The 15,836-nt window shown below is 72.2% G+C and carries 14 protein-coding genes and 1 pseudogene; 5 read left to right on the forward strand and 10 right to left on the reverse strand.

Annotated elements, in window-relative coordinates; genetic code table 11:
• The 4 genes and pseudogenes from B0E53_RS21360 to murJ form a co-directional block, all read right to left on the reverse strand.
• Positions 1-330 (reverse strand): annotated as a pseudogene (locus B0E53_RS21360) (hypothetical protein); the annotation flags it as partial.
• Complete coding sequence (gene sigM / locus B0E53_RS21365; protein ID WP_107077682.1) at positions 327-1,058, reverse strand: RNA polymerase sigma factor SigM; 732 nt, start codon at positions 1,056-1,058, stop codon at positions 327-329. The gene sigM and the pseudogene B0E53_RS21360, both read right to left, overlap by 4 nt.
• 43 nt (positions 1,059-1,101) lie before the next feature.
• The gene (locus B0E53_RS21370) at positions 1,102-2,709 is read right to left on the reverse strand and encodes a protein kinase family protein (RefSeq protein WP_107077683.1); all 1,608 of its coding nucleotides are present in this window, start codon (positions 2,707-2,709) and stop codon (positions 1,102-1,104) included.
• 432 nt (positions 2,710-3,141) lie between these two features.
• On the reverse strand, positions 3,142-4,881 hold the full coding sequence (gene murJ, locus B0E53_RS21375) for a murein biosynthesis integral membrane protein MurJ (protein ID WP_107077684.1): 1,740 nt from the start codon (positions 4,879-4,881) through the stop codon (positions 3,142-3,144).
• Between the two features lie 132 nt (positions 4,882-5,013).
• Between murJ and B0E53_RS21380 the strand changes: the two genes are divergently transcribed.
• Positions 5,014-6,474 (forward strand): CCA tRNA nucleotidyltransferase, encoded by a 1,461-nt coding sequence (locus B0E53_RS21380; RefSeq protein ID WP_107077685.1) that lies wholly within the window; start codon positions 5,014-5,016, stop codon positions 6,472-6,474.
• A gap of 168 nt (positions 6,475-6,642) precedes the next feature.
• Entirely contained in the window at positions 6,643-8,685 is a 2,043-nt protein-coding gene (locus B0E53_RS40180; RefSeq protein WP_107077686.1) for a S8 family serine peptidase, read from the forward strand.
• 72 nt (positions 8,686-8,757) lie between these two features.
• On the opposite strand, the gene B0E53_RS21390 is transcribed toward B0E53_RS40180, so the two are convergent.
• The 4 genes from B0E53_RS21390 to B0E53_RS21405 are packed head-to-tail and all read right to left on the reverse strand — an operon-like array spanning position 8,758 to position 12,463.
• Complete coding sequence (locus B0E53_RS21390) at positions 8,758-10,272, reverse strand: flotillin family protein (RefSeq protein ID WP_107077687.1); 1,515 nt, start codon at positions 10,270-10,272, stop codon at positions 8,758-8,760.
• 26 nt (positions 10,273-10,298) lie between these two features.
• The gene (locus B0E53_RS21395) at positions 10,299-10,841 is read right to left on the reverse strand and encodes an NfeD family protein (protein WP_107077688.1); all 543 of its coding nucleotides are present in this window, start codon (positions 10,839-10,841) and stop codon (positions 10,299-10,301) included.
• An 18-nt stretch (positions 10,842-10,859) separates the two neighbouring features.
• Positions 10,860-11,954: a PD40 domain-containing protein gene (locus B0E53_RS21400; RefSeq protein WP_107077689.1), complete on the reverse strand. Its 1,095-nt coding sequence runs from the start codon at positions 11,952-11,954 to the stop codon at positions 10,860-10,862.
• Positions 11,951-12,463 carry a SigE family RNA polymerase sigma factor gene (locus B0E53_RS21405; RefSeq protein ID WP_246835527.1) on the reverse strand — a complete coding sequence of 171 codons (513 nt, stop codon included), beginning with the start codon at positions 12,461-12,463 and terminating at the stop codon, positions 11,951-11,953. The genes B0E53_RS21400 and B0E53_RS21405 overlap by 4 nt, the downstream gene beginning before the upstream one ends.
• A 70-nt stretch (positions 12,464-12,533) precedes the next feature.
• On the opposite strand from B0E53_RS21405, the gene B0E53_RS21410 reads away from it, so the two are divergent.
• Complete coding sequence (locus tag B0E53_RS21410; protein ID WP_107077694.1) at positions 12,534-13,013, forward strand: methylated-DNA--[protein]-cysteine S-methyltransferase; 480 nt, start codon at positions 12,534-12,536, stop codon at positions 13,011-13,013.
• 63 nt (positions 13,014-13,076) lie between these two features.
• Here B0E53_RS21410 and B0E53_RS21415 read toward each other — a convergent pair whose 3' ends face one another.
• Together B0E53_RS21415 and B0E53_RS21420 are read right to left on the reverse strand one after the other, a co-directional pair.
• Positions 13,077-14,156, reverse strand: a complete 1,080-nt coding sequence (locus tag B0E53_RS21415) for an inositol-3-phosphate synthase (protein WP_107077691.1) — start codon at positions 14,154-14,156, stop codon at positions 13,077-13,079.
• Positions 14,157-14,180: 24 nt separating this feature from the next.
• On the reverse strand, positions 14,181-14,819 hold the full coding sequence (locus tag B0E53_RS21420) for a PadR family transcriptional regulator (protein WP_107077692.1): 639 nt from the start codon (positions 14,817-14,819) through the stop codon (positions 14,181-14,183).
• A gap of 174 nt (positions 14,820-14,993) precedes the next feature.
• Between B0E53_RS21420 and B0E53_RS21425 the strand changes: the two genes are divergently transcribed.
• A complete protein-coding gene (locus B0E53_RS21425; RefSeq protein ID WP_107077693.1) occupies positions 14,994-15,440 on the forward strand; it encodes a DUF5318 domain-containing protein in 447 nt (148 codons plus the stop codon).
• Positions 15,441-15,634: 194 nt separating this feature from the next.
• Positions 15,635-15,836: hypothetical protein (locus B0E53_RS38720; RefSeq protein WP_146167725.1), on the forward strand; the 202-nt coding region annotated here is incomplete at its 3' end.

Here is a 15,836-nt window from a genome sequence, read left to right on the forward strand (position 1 = left end):
CGCGGGCACGGCGGCCGGCGTCCGGTCCTGTGCGGAGGCGTCGGAGGCGTCGGAGGTGAGAGCGGCGGCCGGGCCGGCGCCGGCGAGCGCCGCGTCGATCCGGTCCGCCACGGTGGGCGGCAGCTCCGGGGCGGGCTCGGCGGCCCAGGCGGCCAGGTCCGCGTGGACCAGCTCGACCGCCCGGGCCAGGGCGGCGTACGCCTCGCCCCAGGCCGGGTCCTGCTCGACCAGCCGGGCGACGGAGGCCTGCTCCGGGGTGCCGTCCAGCGCACCGCCGAGGTAGTCGGCGAGCAGGTCGTGGTCGACCTCGCTGAACTCCCGGGAAGTCACGTCTCCTCCTGGCTGGCGTCTCGCCGGGACCACCCCGACGTGGATCCGACGCCCTCGGGCGGCCGCGGGTTCCCGCCGGTGACCCGGGGCACGTCCGCCGACTCGTCGGAACCGGTTCGCAGGTGCCCCAGGAGCACGGCCAGCCGGGCCCGGCCCCGCGCGCACCGGCTCTTCACCGTCCCCTCGGCGACCCCGAGCATGCGGGCCACCTCGGCCACCGGATAGCCCTGCACGTCCACCAGGACCAGCGCGGCGCGCTGCTCGACCGGCAGCGCGGCGAGGGCCTGCCGGACCACCAGGGCGGTGTCGTGGTCCCGGGCCGGCGCGGCCGGCTCCACCCCGCCGGTGTGCCGGCCGGGCTCCCCGTCGGTGTGCACCCCGTCCGGCAGCGGGACCGTGGCGTGCGTCTGGCGCCGCCGGATCCGGTCCAGGCAGGCGTTGACCACGATCCGGTGCAGCCAGGTGGTGACCGCCGAGTCACCCCGGAACCGGGCCGCGGCGCGGTGCGCCGACAGCAACGCGTCCTGGAGGGCGTCGGCCGCCTCCTCGCGGTCGCCGACCGTGCGCAGAGCCACCGCCCAGAGCCGGTCGCGGTGCCGGTGGAACAGCTCGGTGAAGGCGTCCCGGTCACCGGCGACATGCGCCCGCAGCAGATCGAGGTCGGACACCCCGGCCGGCGGGCCGTCCCCGGTCGCCGGCTCGGGCGTACGCCCACCGCGACCCGCCATCACCACGTCCGACGGAGGCGGTGCACCGGGTGCGGCGAGCGGCTCACGAGCCCTGGACCGTGATTTCCTGGACGCCGAGCTTCCAGCCGCCGCCGCCGTCCTTCTCCGGCAGCTCGGTGATCCAGAAGAGGAGGTACTGGTACTTCTCCTCCGGGTTGAACCCGTCGAAGGTCATCGTGGTGCCGTCGTGCTGCTCGAACGGCTGCCCGATCCGCTCCGTGTAGGCGGCCACGAGCTGCTTGTCGCCGGCGGAGGTGGACTCGTGCTCGCCCTTGCCCGCGCGCAGCTCGGCGGAGGCGCCGGTGGACGACAGGGTGGCCTGGATCGACTTGACCGTGTGCGGGGCGCCGAGGTCGATCCAGATCCCCATGCCCTTCTTGTAGTGGCTGAAGTCCGCGGAGTTGTAGGTGTCGGTCTCCCAGCCCTTGTTGGGATCACCGTCGATCACCTTCTCGACGTCGTTCAGCTCGTCGCGCTTGCGGCTGTCCGGGTCGATGATCCGGACGTCCTGGATGGTCAGCTTGCGGACCGGGGCGGCCGGTGCGCTGGTGCCGCCGGCGGGCGCGCTGCTGGACGGCTGAGCGACCGGCTCCTTGTTCGGGTCCTTGTCGCCGCCGAGGGCGCTGATCCCGATGAGCAGCCCGACCAGCGCCACCGCCAGCAGGCCGGCGATGCCCAGGGCGACCTTGCGGCCGCCGGCCGCGGCCAGCGGCGACGGCTCGTCCTCGGTGTCGGCGGTGAAGCGCAGCGGACCGGCCTGCTCCAGGAAATGCTCGTCGGCGGGGATGTCGAGCCGGTTGAGCTCGGCCGACAGCACGTCCGACGAGGGCGGCGCGATCTCCGAGTCGAGCAGGTCCATGGTGAGGTCGTCGAGGTACGCCGGCACCCCGGCACGCACCTGACGGGGCGCGGCGATGGCGCCGCCGGCGTCCCGGACCGCGTCGGGGAGGGCGGCGCGGCCGTGGCCTGCGGTGGCGCCGTGCAGCGGGGCCTCGCCGTGCGGCCAGTGGCCGGTCAGGGCGAAGTAGAGCAACCCGCCGACCGCCCGCAGGTCGTTCTCCTGGCTGTCCGCCCCGTCGGTCCGCGCGTCGGCCAGGACCACGCGGGCGTCGTCGCTGATCATCACGGTGCCGGGGTGGACGTTGCCGTGCACCATGCCGGTGGCGTGCACGGCGGCGAGGGCGCTCGCGACCGCGCTGCCGATGGCGGTGGCCCGGGCCGGGTCCAGCGGACCGTCGGCGGCGACCAGCTCGCGCAGCGACTGGCCGTCCACCCACTCGCGGACCACATAGGCCCGGTCGTCCTCGTCGATCGCGTCGTAGACGCCGACCAGGTTGGGGTGGATCACCCGGCTGGCCGCGACGGCCGCCTGGAGCATCTCGGTGGCGGAGTCGCCACCCGGGTAGCGGAGGACCACCGCGACGGGACGGCGCAGCACCACGTCGACCCCGCGCCAGACGAGCCGGCCCGCGCTGTCGTTGTTGATGTGCTCGACCAGCTCGTACCGCTCGGCAAGGACCTCACCGGCCGTGGGAGCACCGAAGGTCACGACCGGCGGAGAGGTCTCCTCCGCCTCCTGACCCTCGCCGACCTGGGTCACCCGTCCTCCCTCGGTGATCGTGTCGATCGATGGACCCGTGCTGCTGGGCATGTGGCTTCCCGCTCTGCCTTGGATGGAACCGGCAGACCGGTGTCGACGCCCACGTCGGCACCTGCCGTGCCCGTCGAGAGCGACCTTACCCGGGATGCCCGGTTCTCCGACATGTCATCTTCCCGCCGGAGCCGTTGGGACACCAGTGACCGCGGGGATCGGCCGGGCGAACGGCCGCGTCCGGGCGGGTCGCTGGGACACGCACGCCCAATCTAGAGGTTGACGGCAAGTAGTCGGCGCAGGGGCGTACCGGTGTGGCGGCCGCCGGGACCCGGTCTGGGTTTCCCCTGCTCCGGCCTGGCCACCCTCAGCCGTACGGTTGGTTGTCCACAGGCCGAGAGGCCCATTGGGCGGCGGAACCCCGAGTTATCCACAGCCGTATCCCCAGGCTGGTGATCCTCGTTCACCGTCCGTCATCGGCGCTGGTCGAGGTCACCGCCCGAGCCTTCGCCGGACCATCCCGACCACCTCGGTGATCTCGCCGATCCGCAGGGCCATGGCCAGCCCGAGGTAGGTCACGCCGATCACCGCGCCGCCGATCACCAGCTGGACGACGGCGGCCAGCCAGCTCAGGTGCGCCGGATCGCCGGGGAGCAGCTTCACCACCAGCAGGCCGACCAGGGCCGCGCCCAGCGCGGCGATCACCACCCGGCCCATGGTCCGCATGATCCCGCCCAGCCCGATCCGGCCCACCCGCGGCCGCAGCAGCAGCGCCGAGACGATCGCCGCCGCCACGTACGAGATCGCGTTGCCGAGCATCATGCCGGCCGCCGCGAAGGTGGCCGAGAAGGCCAGGTAGAGACCGACCTGGAGGAGCACCCGCAGGGCCACCACCGGGATGTTGACCAGCGCCGGGGTGCGGGTGTCCGGCAGGGCGTAGAAGGCGAAGGTGAAGAGCTGGCTGATCGCGAAGGGCACCAGGCCGACCGCCGCCACCAGCAGCACGGTCGAGGTCGCCACCGCGTTGTCGCCGGTGAAGGCGCCGTACCGGAAGACCACCACCGAGATCGGGCCGGCCAGCACCGCGTAGCAGACCGCGATCGGGGCGAGCACCGCGGTGACCATCCGGGTGCCCCGCGACAGGTCGGCGGTGACGTCGTGGAACCGGCCGTCGGCGGCGGCCGCGCTCATCCGGGGCATCAGCGCGGTGATGATCGAGACGGCGATGATGCCGTGCGCCATCATCAGCAGCAGGAAGACGTTGTTGTAGATCAGCAGGCCCGCGCTGTCCTCGCCCGCCGCCCGGGTGAGCAGGTTGACCACCACGAAGAGGCCGAGCTGGTTGACCGCGACGTAGCAGAACATCCAGGCGCCGAGCTGGGCCAGCTCGCGCAGCCCCAGTTCGCGGAAGTCGAAACGCAGCTTCCACCGGAAGCCGACCTTGCGCAGCGCCGGCAGCAGCCCGGCCGCCTGGACCGCCACGCCGAGCAGGGCGCCCCCGCCGACCAGCAGGATCTGCCCCCAGCCCATGTCCTCCGGTCGGATCGCCTCCGCGCCGTAGATCAGGATGTAGAGGCCGAAGGCGCCGATCACCACCAGGTTGTTGAGGATCGGCGCCCACATCGGGGCGGCGAAGTGCCCCCGGGTGTTCAGCACCGCGGCGATCAGCGCGCTCAGGCCCGTGAAGAACAGCATCGGGAGCATCAGGTACGACAGGTTGGTGACCAGGCCGGTGTAGTGCTCGTCCTTGCCGCTGGCGTAGAGCGCGGTGAGTACCGGCGCGCCGACCATCGCGATCAGCGCGGTGGCGGCCAGGGCGAGCACGGCCAGGGTCAGCAGCCGCTGGGCGTACGCCTCACCCCGGTCGGGATCGGTCTTGCGGCGGCGGACCAGCACCGGGATCAGCACGCTGGTGAGTACGCCGCCGAGCAGGAACTCGTAGACCTGGTTCGGCAGGAACTGGGCGGTGGTGAAGACGTTGCCGACCAGGTTGCCCAGCGCCGCGCCGACCATCAGGTTGCGGATGAAACCCGTACCCCGGCTGACCAGGCTGCCGATCGCCATCACCGCGCTGTTCGCCGCGGCGCTGGTCTCGGCCACCACCTCCTGGGGTGGCGCGGTGGCCTCGACCCCCGGCTGGTTCAGCGGCTCCGCCGAGATGAAGGTGGCGCCGTCGTCCGGCGGCAGGCCGTCGCCGTGCGCGTTCGCGCTGCGGTAGAGCCCGCCGCTCATTTCCCAGCCTCCAAGGGGTAGGTCGGAGCCGGGCCTCGCCGGCCCCGCCCAACCGAGACCTTAGTCAACCTCGGCCCGTTACCCGCGCCCGGCGCAGGAGATGCGGCCCCGGCCCGATAGGCTGGCCGTCCCATGTCCGATGTCTCCGCCTCCCACGCCGCTGAACGTCGCGAGCTGACCGCAGCGCAGCGCAACGCCGTCGCCGAACTGCTCCGCGTCTCCCCGGTCGCCGACGAGCTGGGCCGGCGTTTCGCCCAGGCCGGTCACGAACTGCACCTGGTGGGCGGCTCGGTGCGGGACGCCCTGCTCGGCCGCCTCGGTGACGATCTGGACTTCTGCACCGACGCCCACCCGGACGAGACCATCCGGATCATCCGGGGCTGGGCCGAGTCGATCTGGGAGACCGGGCGGGAGTTCGGCACCATCGGCTGCCAGCGCGACGGGCTCCGGCTGGAGATCACCACCTTCCGCGCGGAGGCGTACGACCAGGTCAGCCGGAACCCGATCGTCGAGTACGGGACCAACCTGGTCGACGACCTGAAGCGCCGGGACTTCACCGTCAACGCGATGGCGGTCAGCCTTCCCGAGCACCTGTTCACCGACCCGTACGGCGGCCTGGCCGACCTGGCCGCGAAGATCATCCGTACCCCCGGCACGCCGCAGGAGTCGTTCCGGGACGACCCCCTGCGGATGCTGCGCGCGGCCCGGTTCGCCGCCCAGCTGCGCTTCACGGTCCACCCGGACGTCGGCGAGGCGATGGCCCGGATGGCCGCAGACCTGGACCGGATCACCGCCGAGCGGATCCGCGACGAGTTCACCAAGCTGCTCTGCGGCGCCGATCCGATCACCGGGCTGCGGCTGCTGGTCGACACCGGGCTGGCCGACCGCTTCCTGCCGGAGCTGACCGGGCTGAAGCTGGAGATCGACGAGCACGCCCAGCACAAGGACGTCTACGAGCACACGCTCACCGTGGTCAGCAACGCCATGTCGATGGAGGAGGACGGCTGCGACTTCGTGCTGCGGATGGCCGCGCTGATGCACGACGCCGGCAAGCCGGCCACCAAGGCGGTCGGCCCGGACGGCCGGGTCAGCTTCCACCACCACGAGGTGGTCGGCGCCCGGCTGACCAAGGCCCGGATGAAGGCGCTGCGCTACCCCAAGGACGTGACCGCACAGGTGGTCAAGCTGGTCGGCCTGCACCTGCGCTTCTACGGCTACGGCCGGGGCGAGTGGACCGACTCGGCGGTCCGCCGCTACGTCACCGACGCCGGTGACCTGCTGTCCCGCCTGCACAAGCTGACCCGCTCCGACTGCACCACCCGCAACCGGCGCAAGGCGTCCCAGCTCGCCGCCGACTACGACGCGCTGGAGGAGCGGATCGCCCGGATCGCCGCCGAGGAGGACCTGGCCCGGGTCCGTCCCGACCTCGACGGCAACGCGATCATGGAGCTGCTCGGCGTGCCGCCCGGACCGGTCGTGGGGCGGGCCTGGCAGTACCTCAAGGAGCTGCGCCTGGAGCGCGGCCCGCTGGAGCGGGACGAGGCCGAGGCCGAGCTGCTGCGCTGGGCCCGGGGGCAGGGCGTCGTCGGCTGACGGCTGACGACGATACGCCGGCGTGTCGACCGAACGGTTGACGTGCCACGGTCGATGTCTCCCGCATGATGTTGGTCATCACCGGCCTCCCGATTCGCGGGCGAGGCTGTTCTGATCGCATCCGCCCGTCCGATCCGGACGGTCGCTGGACACGGGGAGAACAACTCAGTGACACGCCACGGCGCGCTGCGCCGATCTGCGCTGGTGGGGCTCGCCCTCACCTCGGCAACCTCCATCCTCTGTGCCGCCACCGGCGGCCCCGCCCTCGCCGACCCGACCGACCCGCCGCGGGCCGAGATCCGGGGCGCCGGCACCGCCGGCGCGGTGCCGGACCGCTACATCGTCGTCCTCAAGAACGGCAAGGCCACCCCCGCCGAGGTACGGGCCAGCGCCTCGGCGCTCAGCGACGAGCACGGCGGATCGGTGCGCCGGGTGTTCAGCAAGGCGCTGCACGGCTACTCCGCCACCATGAACCGCCGGCAGGCGGAGAAGCTCGCGGCCGATCCCGACGTCGCCTACGTCCAGCCGGTCCAGCGCTGGTCGGCCACCGGCAGCCAGAGCGGCACGCCGTCCTGGGGCCTGGACCGGATCGACCAGACCACGGCGAAGGCCGACGGCGTCTACACCTACCCGGCCACCGGGGCCGGGGTGACCGCGTACGTCATCGACACCGGCATCGACATCGGCCACCAGGACTTCGGTGGGCGGGCCAGCTACGGCTACGACGCCGTCGAGCAGGACAACGTCGCGCAGGACTGCGACGGCCACGGCACGCATGTGGCCGGCACCATCGGCGGCACGAAGTACGGCGTGGCCAAGGACGTCAAGATCGTCGGCGTACGGGTGCTGGACTGCGAGGGCAGCGGCACCACGGAGCAGGTGCTGGCCGGCATCGACTGGGTCACCGCGAACGCCGTCAAGCCGGCCGTGGCCAACATGAGCCTCGGCTTCGGCGGCACCGACCAGGCCGTCAACGACGCGGTCAACCGCTCCATCTCGGCCGGCGTCACCTACGCCGTCGCGGCCGGCAACAGCATGCAGGACGCGTGCGGCGTCTCCCCGGCGAACGTGCCGGCGGCCATCACGGTGGGCGCCACCGACAGCGTCGACTTCCGGGCCTGGTTCTCCAACTACGGCCGCTGCCTGGACACCTTCGCGCCGGGCACCGGCATCGTCTCCGCCGCGATGGGCACCACCAGCGGCTCGGTGGCGATGAACGGCACCTCGATGGCCTCCCCGCACGTCGCGGGGGCCGCCGCGCTGCTGCTCGAGGCGCACCCGACCTGGACTCCGCAGCAGGTGCGCGACTCCATCGTTACCACCGGCGTGGGCGGCGCGGTGCACGACACCATGGGCTCGCTGGACCGGCTCCTGCACGTCGGCACGGTCCCGACCGCCCGCGGCTCGTACGGGCTGAAGGCCCGGGTCAACGGCCGCTACGTGACCGCGGAGAGCGCGGGCACCAAGCCGCTGATCGCCCGGGGCACCACCCTCGGGGCGTGGGAGAAGTACGACGTGGTCGACGCCGGCGGCGGCCTGGTCGGGCTGCGCGCCCGGGTCAACAACAAGTTCGTGGCCGCGGAGAGCGCGGGCGCGAAGCCGCTGATCGCCCGGTCCGCCGCGATCGGTCCCTGGGAGAAGTTCCAGATCATCGACAACACCGACGGCACGATCAGCCTGAAGGCGACCATCAACGGCAGGTATGTCACCGCGCCGAGCACCACCTCCCCGCTGATCGCCAGCAAGACCGCGATCGGCACCGCCGAGAAGTTCGACTTCGACGCGGCGGCCCCCGTCGTCGGCATCAAGTCGCTGGCCAACGGGAAGTTCGTCACCGCGGAGAGCGGCGGCAGCCAGCCGCTGATCGCCCGGTCCGCCAGCGTCGGGGCCTGGGAGAAGTTCGAGATCGTCAGCGTCGGTGACGGCTTCTTCGGCCTCAAGGCGCTGGTCAACGGCAAGTTCGTGGCGGCGGAGAGCGCGGGCGCGAAGCCGCTGATCGCCCGGTCCGCCTCGATCGGCCCGTGGGAGACGTTCGACTTCCTCGACTACAACCCGGACGGCTCGATCTACCTGCGGGCGTACGTCGACGGGCAGGCGGTCACCGCCGGCAGCACCGGCGCCAGCCAGCTCATCTCGAGCCGTACCGTCGACTGGAACAGCGAGACCCTGGGTCTCGGCATCGGCGAGAAGTTCGTCGTCGCGGTCATCTGACCAGTCACACAACGGCGCCCGCCGGAGTTCCCCGAGGAGGGGATCCGGCGGGCGCCGTCGTGTTGTTCCGGATCAGTGCTCCACGGTGCTGCCGTCCACCGCGGTCCGACCGTTGCCGCCGCCGGTGGCCGCGCCGCCCAGCTTGGCGAGCAGCCCGGCCAGGTCGATGCCGGTCAGGTCGCTGCCGAGCTGGAGGCCCTGCGCCACGTTGCCGGCGACCGACCTGGTCAGCGACGAGGCGCCGTCGGTGGAGATGACGGTCATCTTGTCGATCGCGCCAATCGGGGCGCTGGCCGCCTCGACCACCTGCGGCAGCACCTTGACCAGCAGGTCCAGCACCGCGGCCTCGCCGTACGCGGCGAACGCCTCGGCCTTGCGGGCCATCGCGTCGGCCTCGGCCTGACCCTTGGCCAGGATGGCCGCGGCCTCGGCCTGGCCCTCGCGCTCGACCGCCTCGGCGATCGCGGAACGCCGGCGCTGCTCGGCCTCACCCTCCTTGGCGCCCTCGATCGCGTTCGCCTCGGCCAGCGCGGCCCGCCGGGCCCGCTCGCCCTCACCGGTGAGCCGGGCCTGCTCGGCGGCGGCCTGGGCGGCGGCGATGGTGGCCTGCCGCTGCGCGTCCGCGTTGAGCACCGCAGCGTTGCGGGACGCCTCGGCCTCCTGCTCGACCTTGTAGCGGGCCGCGTCGGCCGGCTTGCGCACCTCGGTGTCGAGCTGGCGCTGCTTCAGTTCGGCGTTGCGCTCGGCCACCTTCTGCTGCTCGGAGAGGATCGCCTGGTCCCGCTCGGCCTGGGCGAGCGGGCCGGCCGCCGCCGACCTCGCCTTGGCCGCGTCGATCTCGGCCTGGATGGCGGCCTGCTTGAGCGACAGGTTCCGGTTCGCCTCGGCGATTGCCTCCTCGGCGAGCAGCCGCTCCTGCTCGGCCTGCTGCCGGGCCCGCGCCTCGGCGATGGCCGCGTCCTTGAGCACCCGGGCCGCCTCGGGGCGGCCGAGGTCGGACAGGTAGGACCCCTCGGCCAGGATGTCCTGGAGCTGGAAGGTGTCCAGCACCAGGCCCTGGTTGGTCATCGAGTGCTCGGCCTCCTCGGCGACCGCGCTGGCGAACGCGGCCCGGTCCCGGATGACCTCCTCGACGGTGAGCCGGCCGACGATCGAGCGCAGCGCGCCGGCCAGCACCTCCCGGGTGAAGTCCTCGATCTCGTCCTGCTGGTGCAGGAACCGCTGGGCGGCCGCGCGGATGGCGTCCTCGGTGCCGCCGACCTTGACGATCGCCACGCCGTGCAGGTCGGTGCGGATGCCCTGCTTGCTCACCGCGCCCTTGATGCCGACGTCGATCCGCCGGCTGGACAGGTCGAGGGACTGGAGCTTCTGCACCACCGGCAGCACGAAGACCGACGCGCCGAGCACGACCTTCTGCCCCGACATGTCGGTGGAGCGTCCGCCGTCGGCGGTCTGGGTGGTCCGGCCCTTGCGGCCGGTGACGATGAACGCCTCGTTCGGGCCGGCCACCTTGATCCGGGAGAGCACGAAGAGGACGAGGACGACGGCGAGGAGGACCGCGCCGCCGATGGCGACGAGCAGGGGCATGGGAGTTCCCGTCTGTGCTGGGGGAATCAGTAGGTCTCGACGTGCACGCTGGTCTCGCTGAGCGCTTCGACCACGAAGATCCGGGCGCCGACCGGGATCGGATGGTCGGCCCGGGCGTTGAGTTTGACCGGCTGTCCGGCGAGGCGTACCCGGACCTCGCCGTAGCCGCCGGCGGGGACCGGGGTCACCACCAGGCCGATCGCGCCGACCAGGTGGTCCCGGGTCGGCGTGGCGTCCGTGCGCATGTTCCGGGCCGCGCGGCTGAGCCGGGCCGCCAGCCAGCCGGTGGGCACGGCGGCGAGCGCGCCGCCGGCCACCGCCGCCGCGATCATTCCGGGGGTACGCCCACCGAGCAGCTCGTTGACGATCGCGGCGCCGAAGCCGAACGCCCCGGTGAACCCGGCGACCGCCTCCAGCGACACCGGCCCGTCGACGTCCGGATGGCCGAGGTGGAGTACGCCCGACCCGAGCAGGGCGAGCGTCAGCACGCCGACCCCGGCCCCGCCGATGATCAGGAAAATGAGCGTCCCCGTGGCCACGACCTGCACGGTATCGATGTCGCGCAACATCAACGACCGACCGAACGGTCAGCGGGGAGCGACACTCACCTCAAGATCGACCAGCTGCTTCGGCAGTGGCTGGCGGACCAGCTCCCGGCCGGATCGGTCGGCGAGGACGAAGTCTCCCGCCCCGGACGGCCGGCGATACAGCAGCCGGTCGTCGGAGAGCCAGACCACCTCGGCGCTCGGCAAGGGGTGCACCACCCGGCCCGTCGCCGTCTCGACCAGTAGCGGCTCCTGCTGCCCCTGAACGGCCACCAGCGTTCCGTCGGGTGACCAGGCCCACGGGCCGGCCGGATCGCCGGGCACGGGGAGCAGCCTGGTGGGCCGGCCGTCGTCGGCGGAGAAGAGCTGTACGCCCCGCCGCTTGTCCCGGACGGCCTCGTCGTGGCCACCCCCACCCGTCTGCGGCAGCGCGACCTCCCGCCCGTCCCGGGTCCAGGTGAAGTCGCAGTAGTCGGTGCAGAAGTACGCCCGCCGATCCACCCGGTACGTGTGCTTCGTGCCGTCGACCCCCATCACGATGAAGCCCTCGTGGTCGAGCTGGGTCGTGGTGAAGAGCAGCCGGCGGCCGTCCGGCGACCACCGCGGGACGGAGAGCGCGCGGCCCACCACGTACCAGCGGGTTTTTCCGGTGGTGAGGTCGAACAGGCCGATGTCCCGTGGCCGCTCGTCGTCCCTGACCGCGACGAGCGGGCCGGTGGGCGCCGGGAAGATGCCGTCGTAGCGGTGGGTCGCGAAGTAGCGTCCACGGCCCCGGTCCAGCAGGAAGCCGGTGCCGGATCCGCCGCTGACCTGCGCCCTGGTCACCACCCAGCCGCCGGGCAGCACGAGCGGCCTCGTCGTCCAGTCCGGCCCGGGCGTGGGCAGCAGGGCCGGCGAAGGAGTGGCGGTCGCGGGCGGCGTGGTGGGGGGTGGGGCCGCAGCGGGCCGGAGCAGCACGAACGGCAGGGTCACTGCGACGACCGCGACAAGCGCGGCCCCGGCCGCGGTCACCCGCCGTCGGCGGCGCAGCCGACGACCCCGGCCGAGCGCCCGGGTGGCCAGGTCCGGGGCGGGGCCGGCGTGGTCCGCGAGTTCTCGTACGGCCGCCCGGAGGGTCTCGTCCAGCGACGTGCTCATCGGGTCACCTCCGCTCGACTGGTCCGCTCGTCCAGCCCCGGCACCAGCTGGCGGAGCTTGGCCAGCGCCTTGGCGCTCTGGCTGGCCACCGTGCCGGTCCGGCAGCCGAGCAGCGCCGCGGTCTGTTCGACGCTCAGGTCTTCCAGGTAGCGCAGGGTCAGCACGGCCCGCTGCCGGGGCGGCAGTGCCCGCAGCGCGTCCCGGAGCAGCAGCCGCAGGTCGCTGTCGTCCTCGCCGGCCGCCGCCCGCTCCGGCAGCTCCGCCAGCGGCACCTCCGGGCGTCGCGCCCGACGCCGCCAGCCGGAGACCTGGTCGTGGTAGAGGATCCGTTTCACGTACGGCTCCGCGTCGCCGCGGATCCGGGGCCAGCGGGCGTACGCCTTGGCCAGCGCGTTCTGGAGCAGGTCCTCCGCCGCGTGCTGGTTCCCGGCGAGCGCGTACGCGACGCGCAGCAGGGCCGCTCCCCGTTCGTTGACGAACGCGGTGAACTCCCCGTCGACCTCTGCCACCGCCCACCTCCGTAGCTCAGACGCCCGGGGCGGGAGGAACTTTGCCTCACGGCGCGGGACAATGGGCGACATGCGTTGGACCGTGCTCGACTCGCCGATCGGGGAGTTCTCCGTCGGCACCGATGGGGAGGCCGTCCGCGGGGCGCACTTCGGCCGGGTGGCGTCGGCGACCGACGAGCCCGGCGACGAGGTCGCCCGGCTGGCGGTGGCCGAGCTGCGGGCGTACTTCGCCGGCGAGCTGACCGGGTTCACCGTGCCGGTGGTGGCGCCGTGTGGCTCCGAGTTCGAGCGCGCCGTGTGGCGGGAGATGACCCGCATTCCGTACGGGGAGACGAAGACCTACGGCGAGGTGGCGAAGGCGGTCGGCGATCCGGGGGCGGCCCGGGCGGTCGGGGTGGCCTGCAACCGCAACCCGGTTCCGGTGCTCGTGCCCTGCCACCGGATCGTCGGGGCGGGCGGCAAGCTGGTGGGCTTCGGCGGCGGGCTGCCGCGCAAGGTGACCCTGCTGGAGCTCGAAGCCGCGGTGGCGCTGCGGCGCGCCTGGTCCTGACGTACACCGAAAAAGGAAGGCCGGGTCCGTGCGGACCCGGCCTTCCTCCGTGTGCTCAGCGCGTCAGCGCTCGACCTCGCCGGCGATGAACGCCTCGACGGCGGCGTGCGCGTCGTGGTCGGCGTACTGCTTCGGCGGGGACTTCATGAAGTACGAGGAGGCGGAGAGGATCGGGCCACCGATCTTCCGGTCCAGCGCGATCTTCGCGGCCCGGACGGCGTCGATGATGACACCGGCCGAGTTCGGCGAGTCCCACACCTCGAGCTTGAGCTCGGCGTTGAGGGGGGTGTCACCGAAGGAGCGGCCCTCCAGGCGGATGTACGCCCACTTGCGGTCGTCCAGCCACGGCACGTGGTCGGACGGGCCGATGTGCACGTCGCTCTTCTGCATCTCGTGCGGGATCTGGGAGGTCACCGACTGGGTCTTCGAGATCTTCTTCGAGACCAGGCGGTTGCGCTCCAGCATGTTCATGAAGTCCATGTTGCCGCCGAAGTTGAGCTGGTACGTGCGCAGCAGCTCGACCCCGCGGTCCTCGAAGAGCTTCGCCAGGGCGCGGTGCACGATGGTGGCGCCGACCTGGCTCTTGATGTCGTCACCGACGATCGGCAGGCCCGCGTCCTCGAACTTCTTCGCCCACTCGGGGTCGGAGGCGATGAAGACCGGCAGGGCGTTCACGAACGCGCAGCCCGCGTCGATCGCGGCCTGGGCGTAGAACTTGTCGGCCTGCTCGGAGCCCACCGGCAGGTAGGAGACGACCACGTCGACCTGCGCGTCGCGCAGCGCCTGCGCCACGTCGACCGGCTCGACGTCCGACTCCTCGATGATCTCGCGGTAGTACTGGCCGAGACCGTCGAAGGTCGGGCCGCGCTGCACGGTGATGCCGGTCGGCGGCACGTCGCACAGCTTGATGGTGTTGTTTTCGCTGGCCACGATGGCCTCGGCGAGGTCCATGCCCACCTTCTTGGCGTCCACGTCGAACGCCGCGACGAACTTCACGTCCGAGACGTGGTAGTCGCCGAAGGTGACGTGCATGAGACCCGGGACGCGGTCGTTCGGGTCGGCGTTCCGGTAGTACTCCACGCCCTGCACGAGGGACGAGGCGCAGTTACCCACACCGACGATGGCGACGCGGACGGAGCCCATAACGTCTGCCTCCTTCTTCTTTCATCACGGCCGCTTCGTCCTGGACTCTCCAGGCGGGGGCGGGCTGTCGTTTTCTCCTCGGCCGCCGGCCGTCCCGGATCGGGGGACCGTCGGGGCTCGGCCGGAGCGCTCGTTGGCGATGAGCTCCTCCAGCCAGCGGACCTCGCGCTCACAGGCGTCGAGCCCGTGGCGTTGCAGTTCCAGGGTGTACGCGTCGAGCCGCTCGGCTGCCCGGCCGAGCACGTCACGAAGGCCTTCGCGACGCTCCTCGATTTTCCGGCGACGACCTTCCAGGATCCGGAGCCGGGTGGCCTGGTCGGTCCGGGCGAAGAACGCGAAGTGCACGCCGAAGCCCGTGTCGTCGTACGTCTCGGGTCCAGCCTGCGCTATGAGCTGGGCGAAGCGTTCCTTGCCCTCCGCGGTAATGGTGTAGACCACCCGACCGCGTCGGCTGGTCAGCGCGGGAACCTCCTCGGCGGTCGCGGGTGTCTCGGCGGCTTCGGTGATCCATCCCGCCGCCTGCAGCCGGCGCAGGGTCGGGTAGAGCGAGCCGTAGCTGATCGCCGCCCGGATCGCGCCGAGCTTGGCGGTCAACTCCTTGCGCAGCTCGTAGCCGTGCATCGGAGCCTCCTGCAGGAGGCCCAGGATGGCGAGTTCGAGCACGGGCCATCCCTTCTTACCCCCGGCGCGGAGCGGTAACCGCCGCGATGTATCGGACCGATACATCGCACGGTAGCGGAGTCACATGATCAGGGCAAACCCCCGATTACGAGGTTCTGCCGTCACGGATCGTGACGGTGGTCGCCTCGCCCGGCCGGACCGCGTACCCTTTCCCGCATGCGTACGCAGCGCCAGGTGGTCGACTACTCGCTCCAGAAGCGAGCGGTGCTGCGTGAACTCCTCGCCGGGCGGATCGGCACGTACGACGTCTGCGACGCCTCGCCGTACCTGAAGAACGCCGCCCGTTTCCACGGCGAGCCCACCGACCAGCGCTGCCCGATCTGCCGCAGTGAGAACCTCATCCACGTCCACTACATTTACGGCGACGAACTCAAGCAGTCGGCCGGCCAGGCGCGTACCCGGGTGGAGTTGCCCGTCCTGGCCATGACCCTGCGTGAGTTCCAGGTGTTCGTGGTGGAGGTGTGCCCCGGCTGTGACTGGAACCATCTCGTCGAGCAGTTCCTGCTCGGGCGGGACGGTCTGGCCGGCGGCACGGAGGACGCGGCGGAGCAGGAGACCGCGAGCGGCTCCACCCCTCGGCGAAGGCGAGAGGCCCAACGGTGAACCCGGCTGTCCCGATCGATCCCGGCCCGATCCCTGGGCGGGACGAGCGACAGCTGCTAGGTCTGATTGGTCCGAATAGGTCGGATTTGACGCCTGCGCCCCGGCACGCCCGGGGTGTAGCGTCTCGTGTTCCATCTCACGGCAACCCGGTGGCGGCGCGCCCGCGCCCCACCGCGACCGGCAGGGTGTGAGGAATGAACTACGGCGATCCCAGTTCTTCGCGTGGGCGGGCCCAGAACCCGGGCCCGAACGGCGACCCGCACGGGGACGGCTGGTCCTCCGGGTCGGAGGGCGCTGCCTCGGCCCGGGCCTCCGTGACGCCGCGCGGCTCCGCGTCCGGTGGCCGGGCCGCGGTCCGGGCGGACCGGGCCGGCGCCCGGGTCGACGCGGCGGGGG

The organism is Micromonospora sp. MH33, assembly GCF_003013775.1.
Taxonomy (GTDB): Bacteria; Actinomycetota; Actinomycetes; order Mycobacteriales; family Micromonosporaceae; genus Micromonospora; species Micromonospora fulviviridis.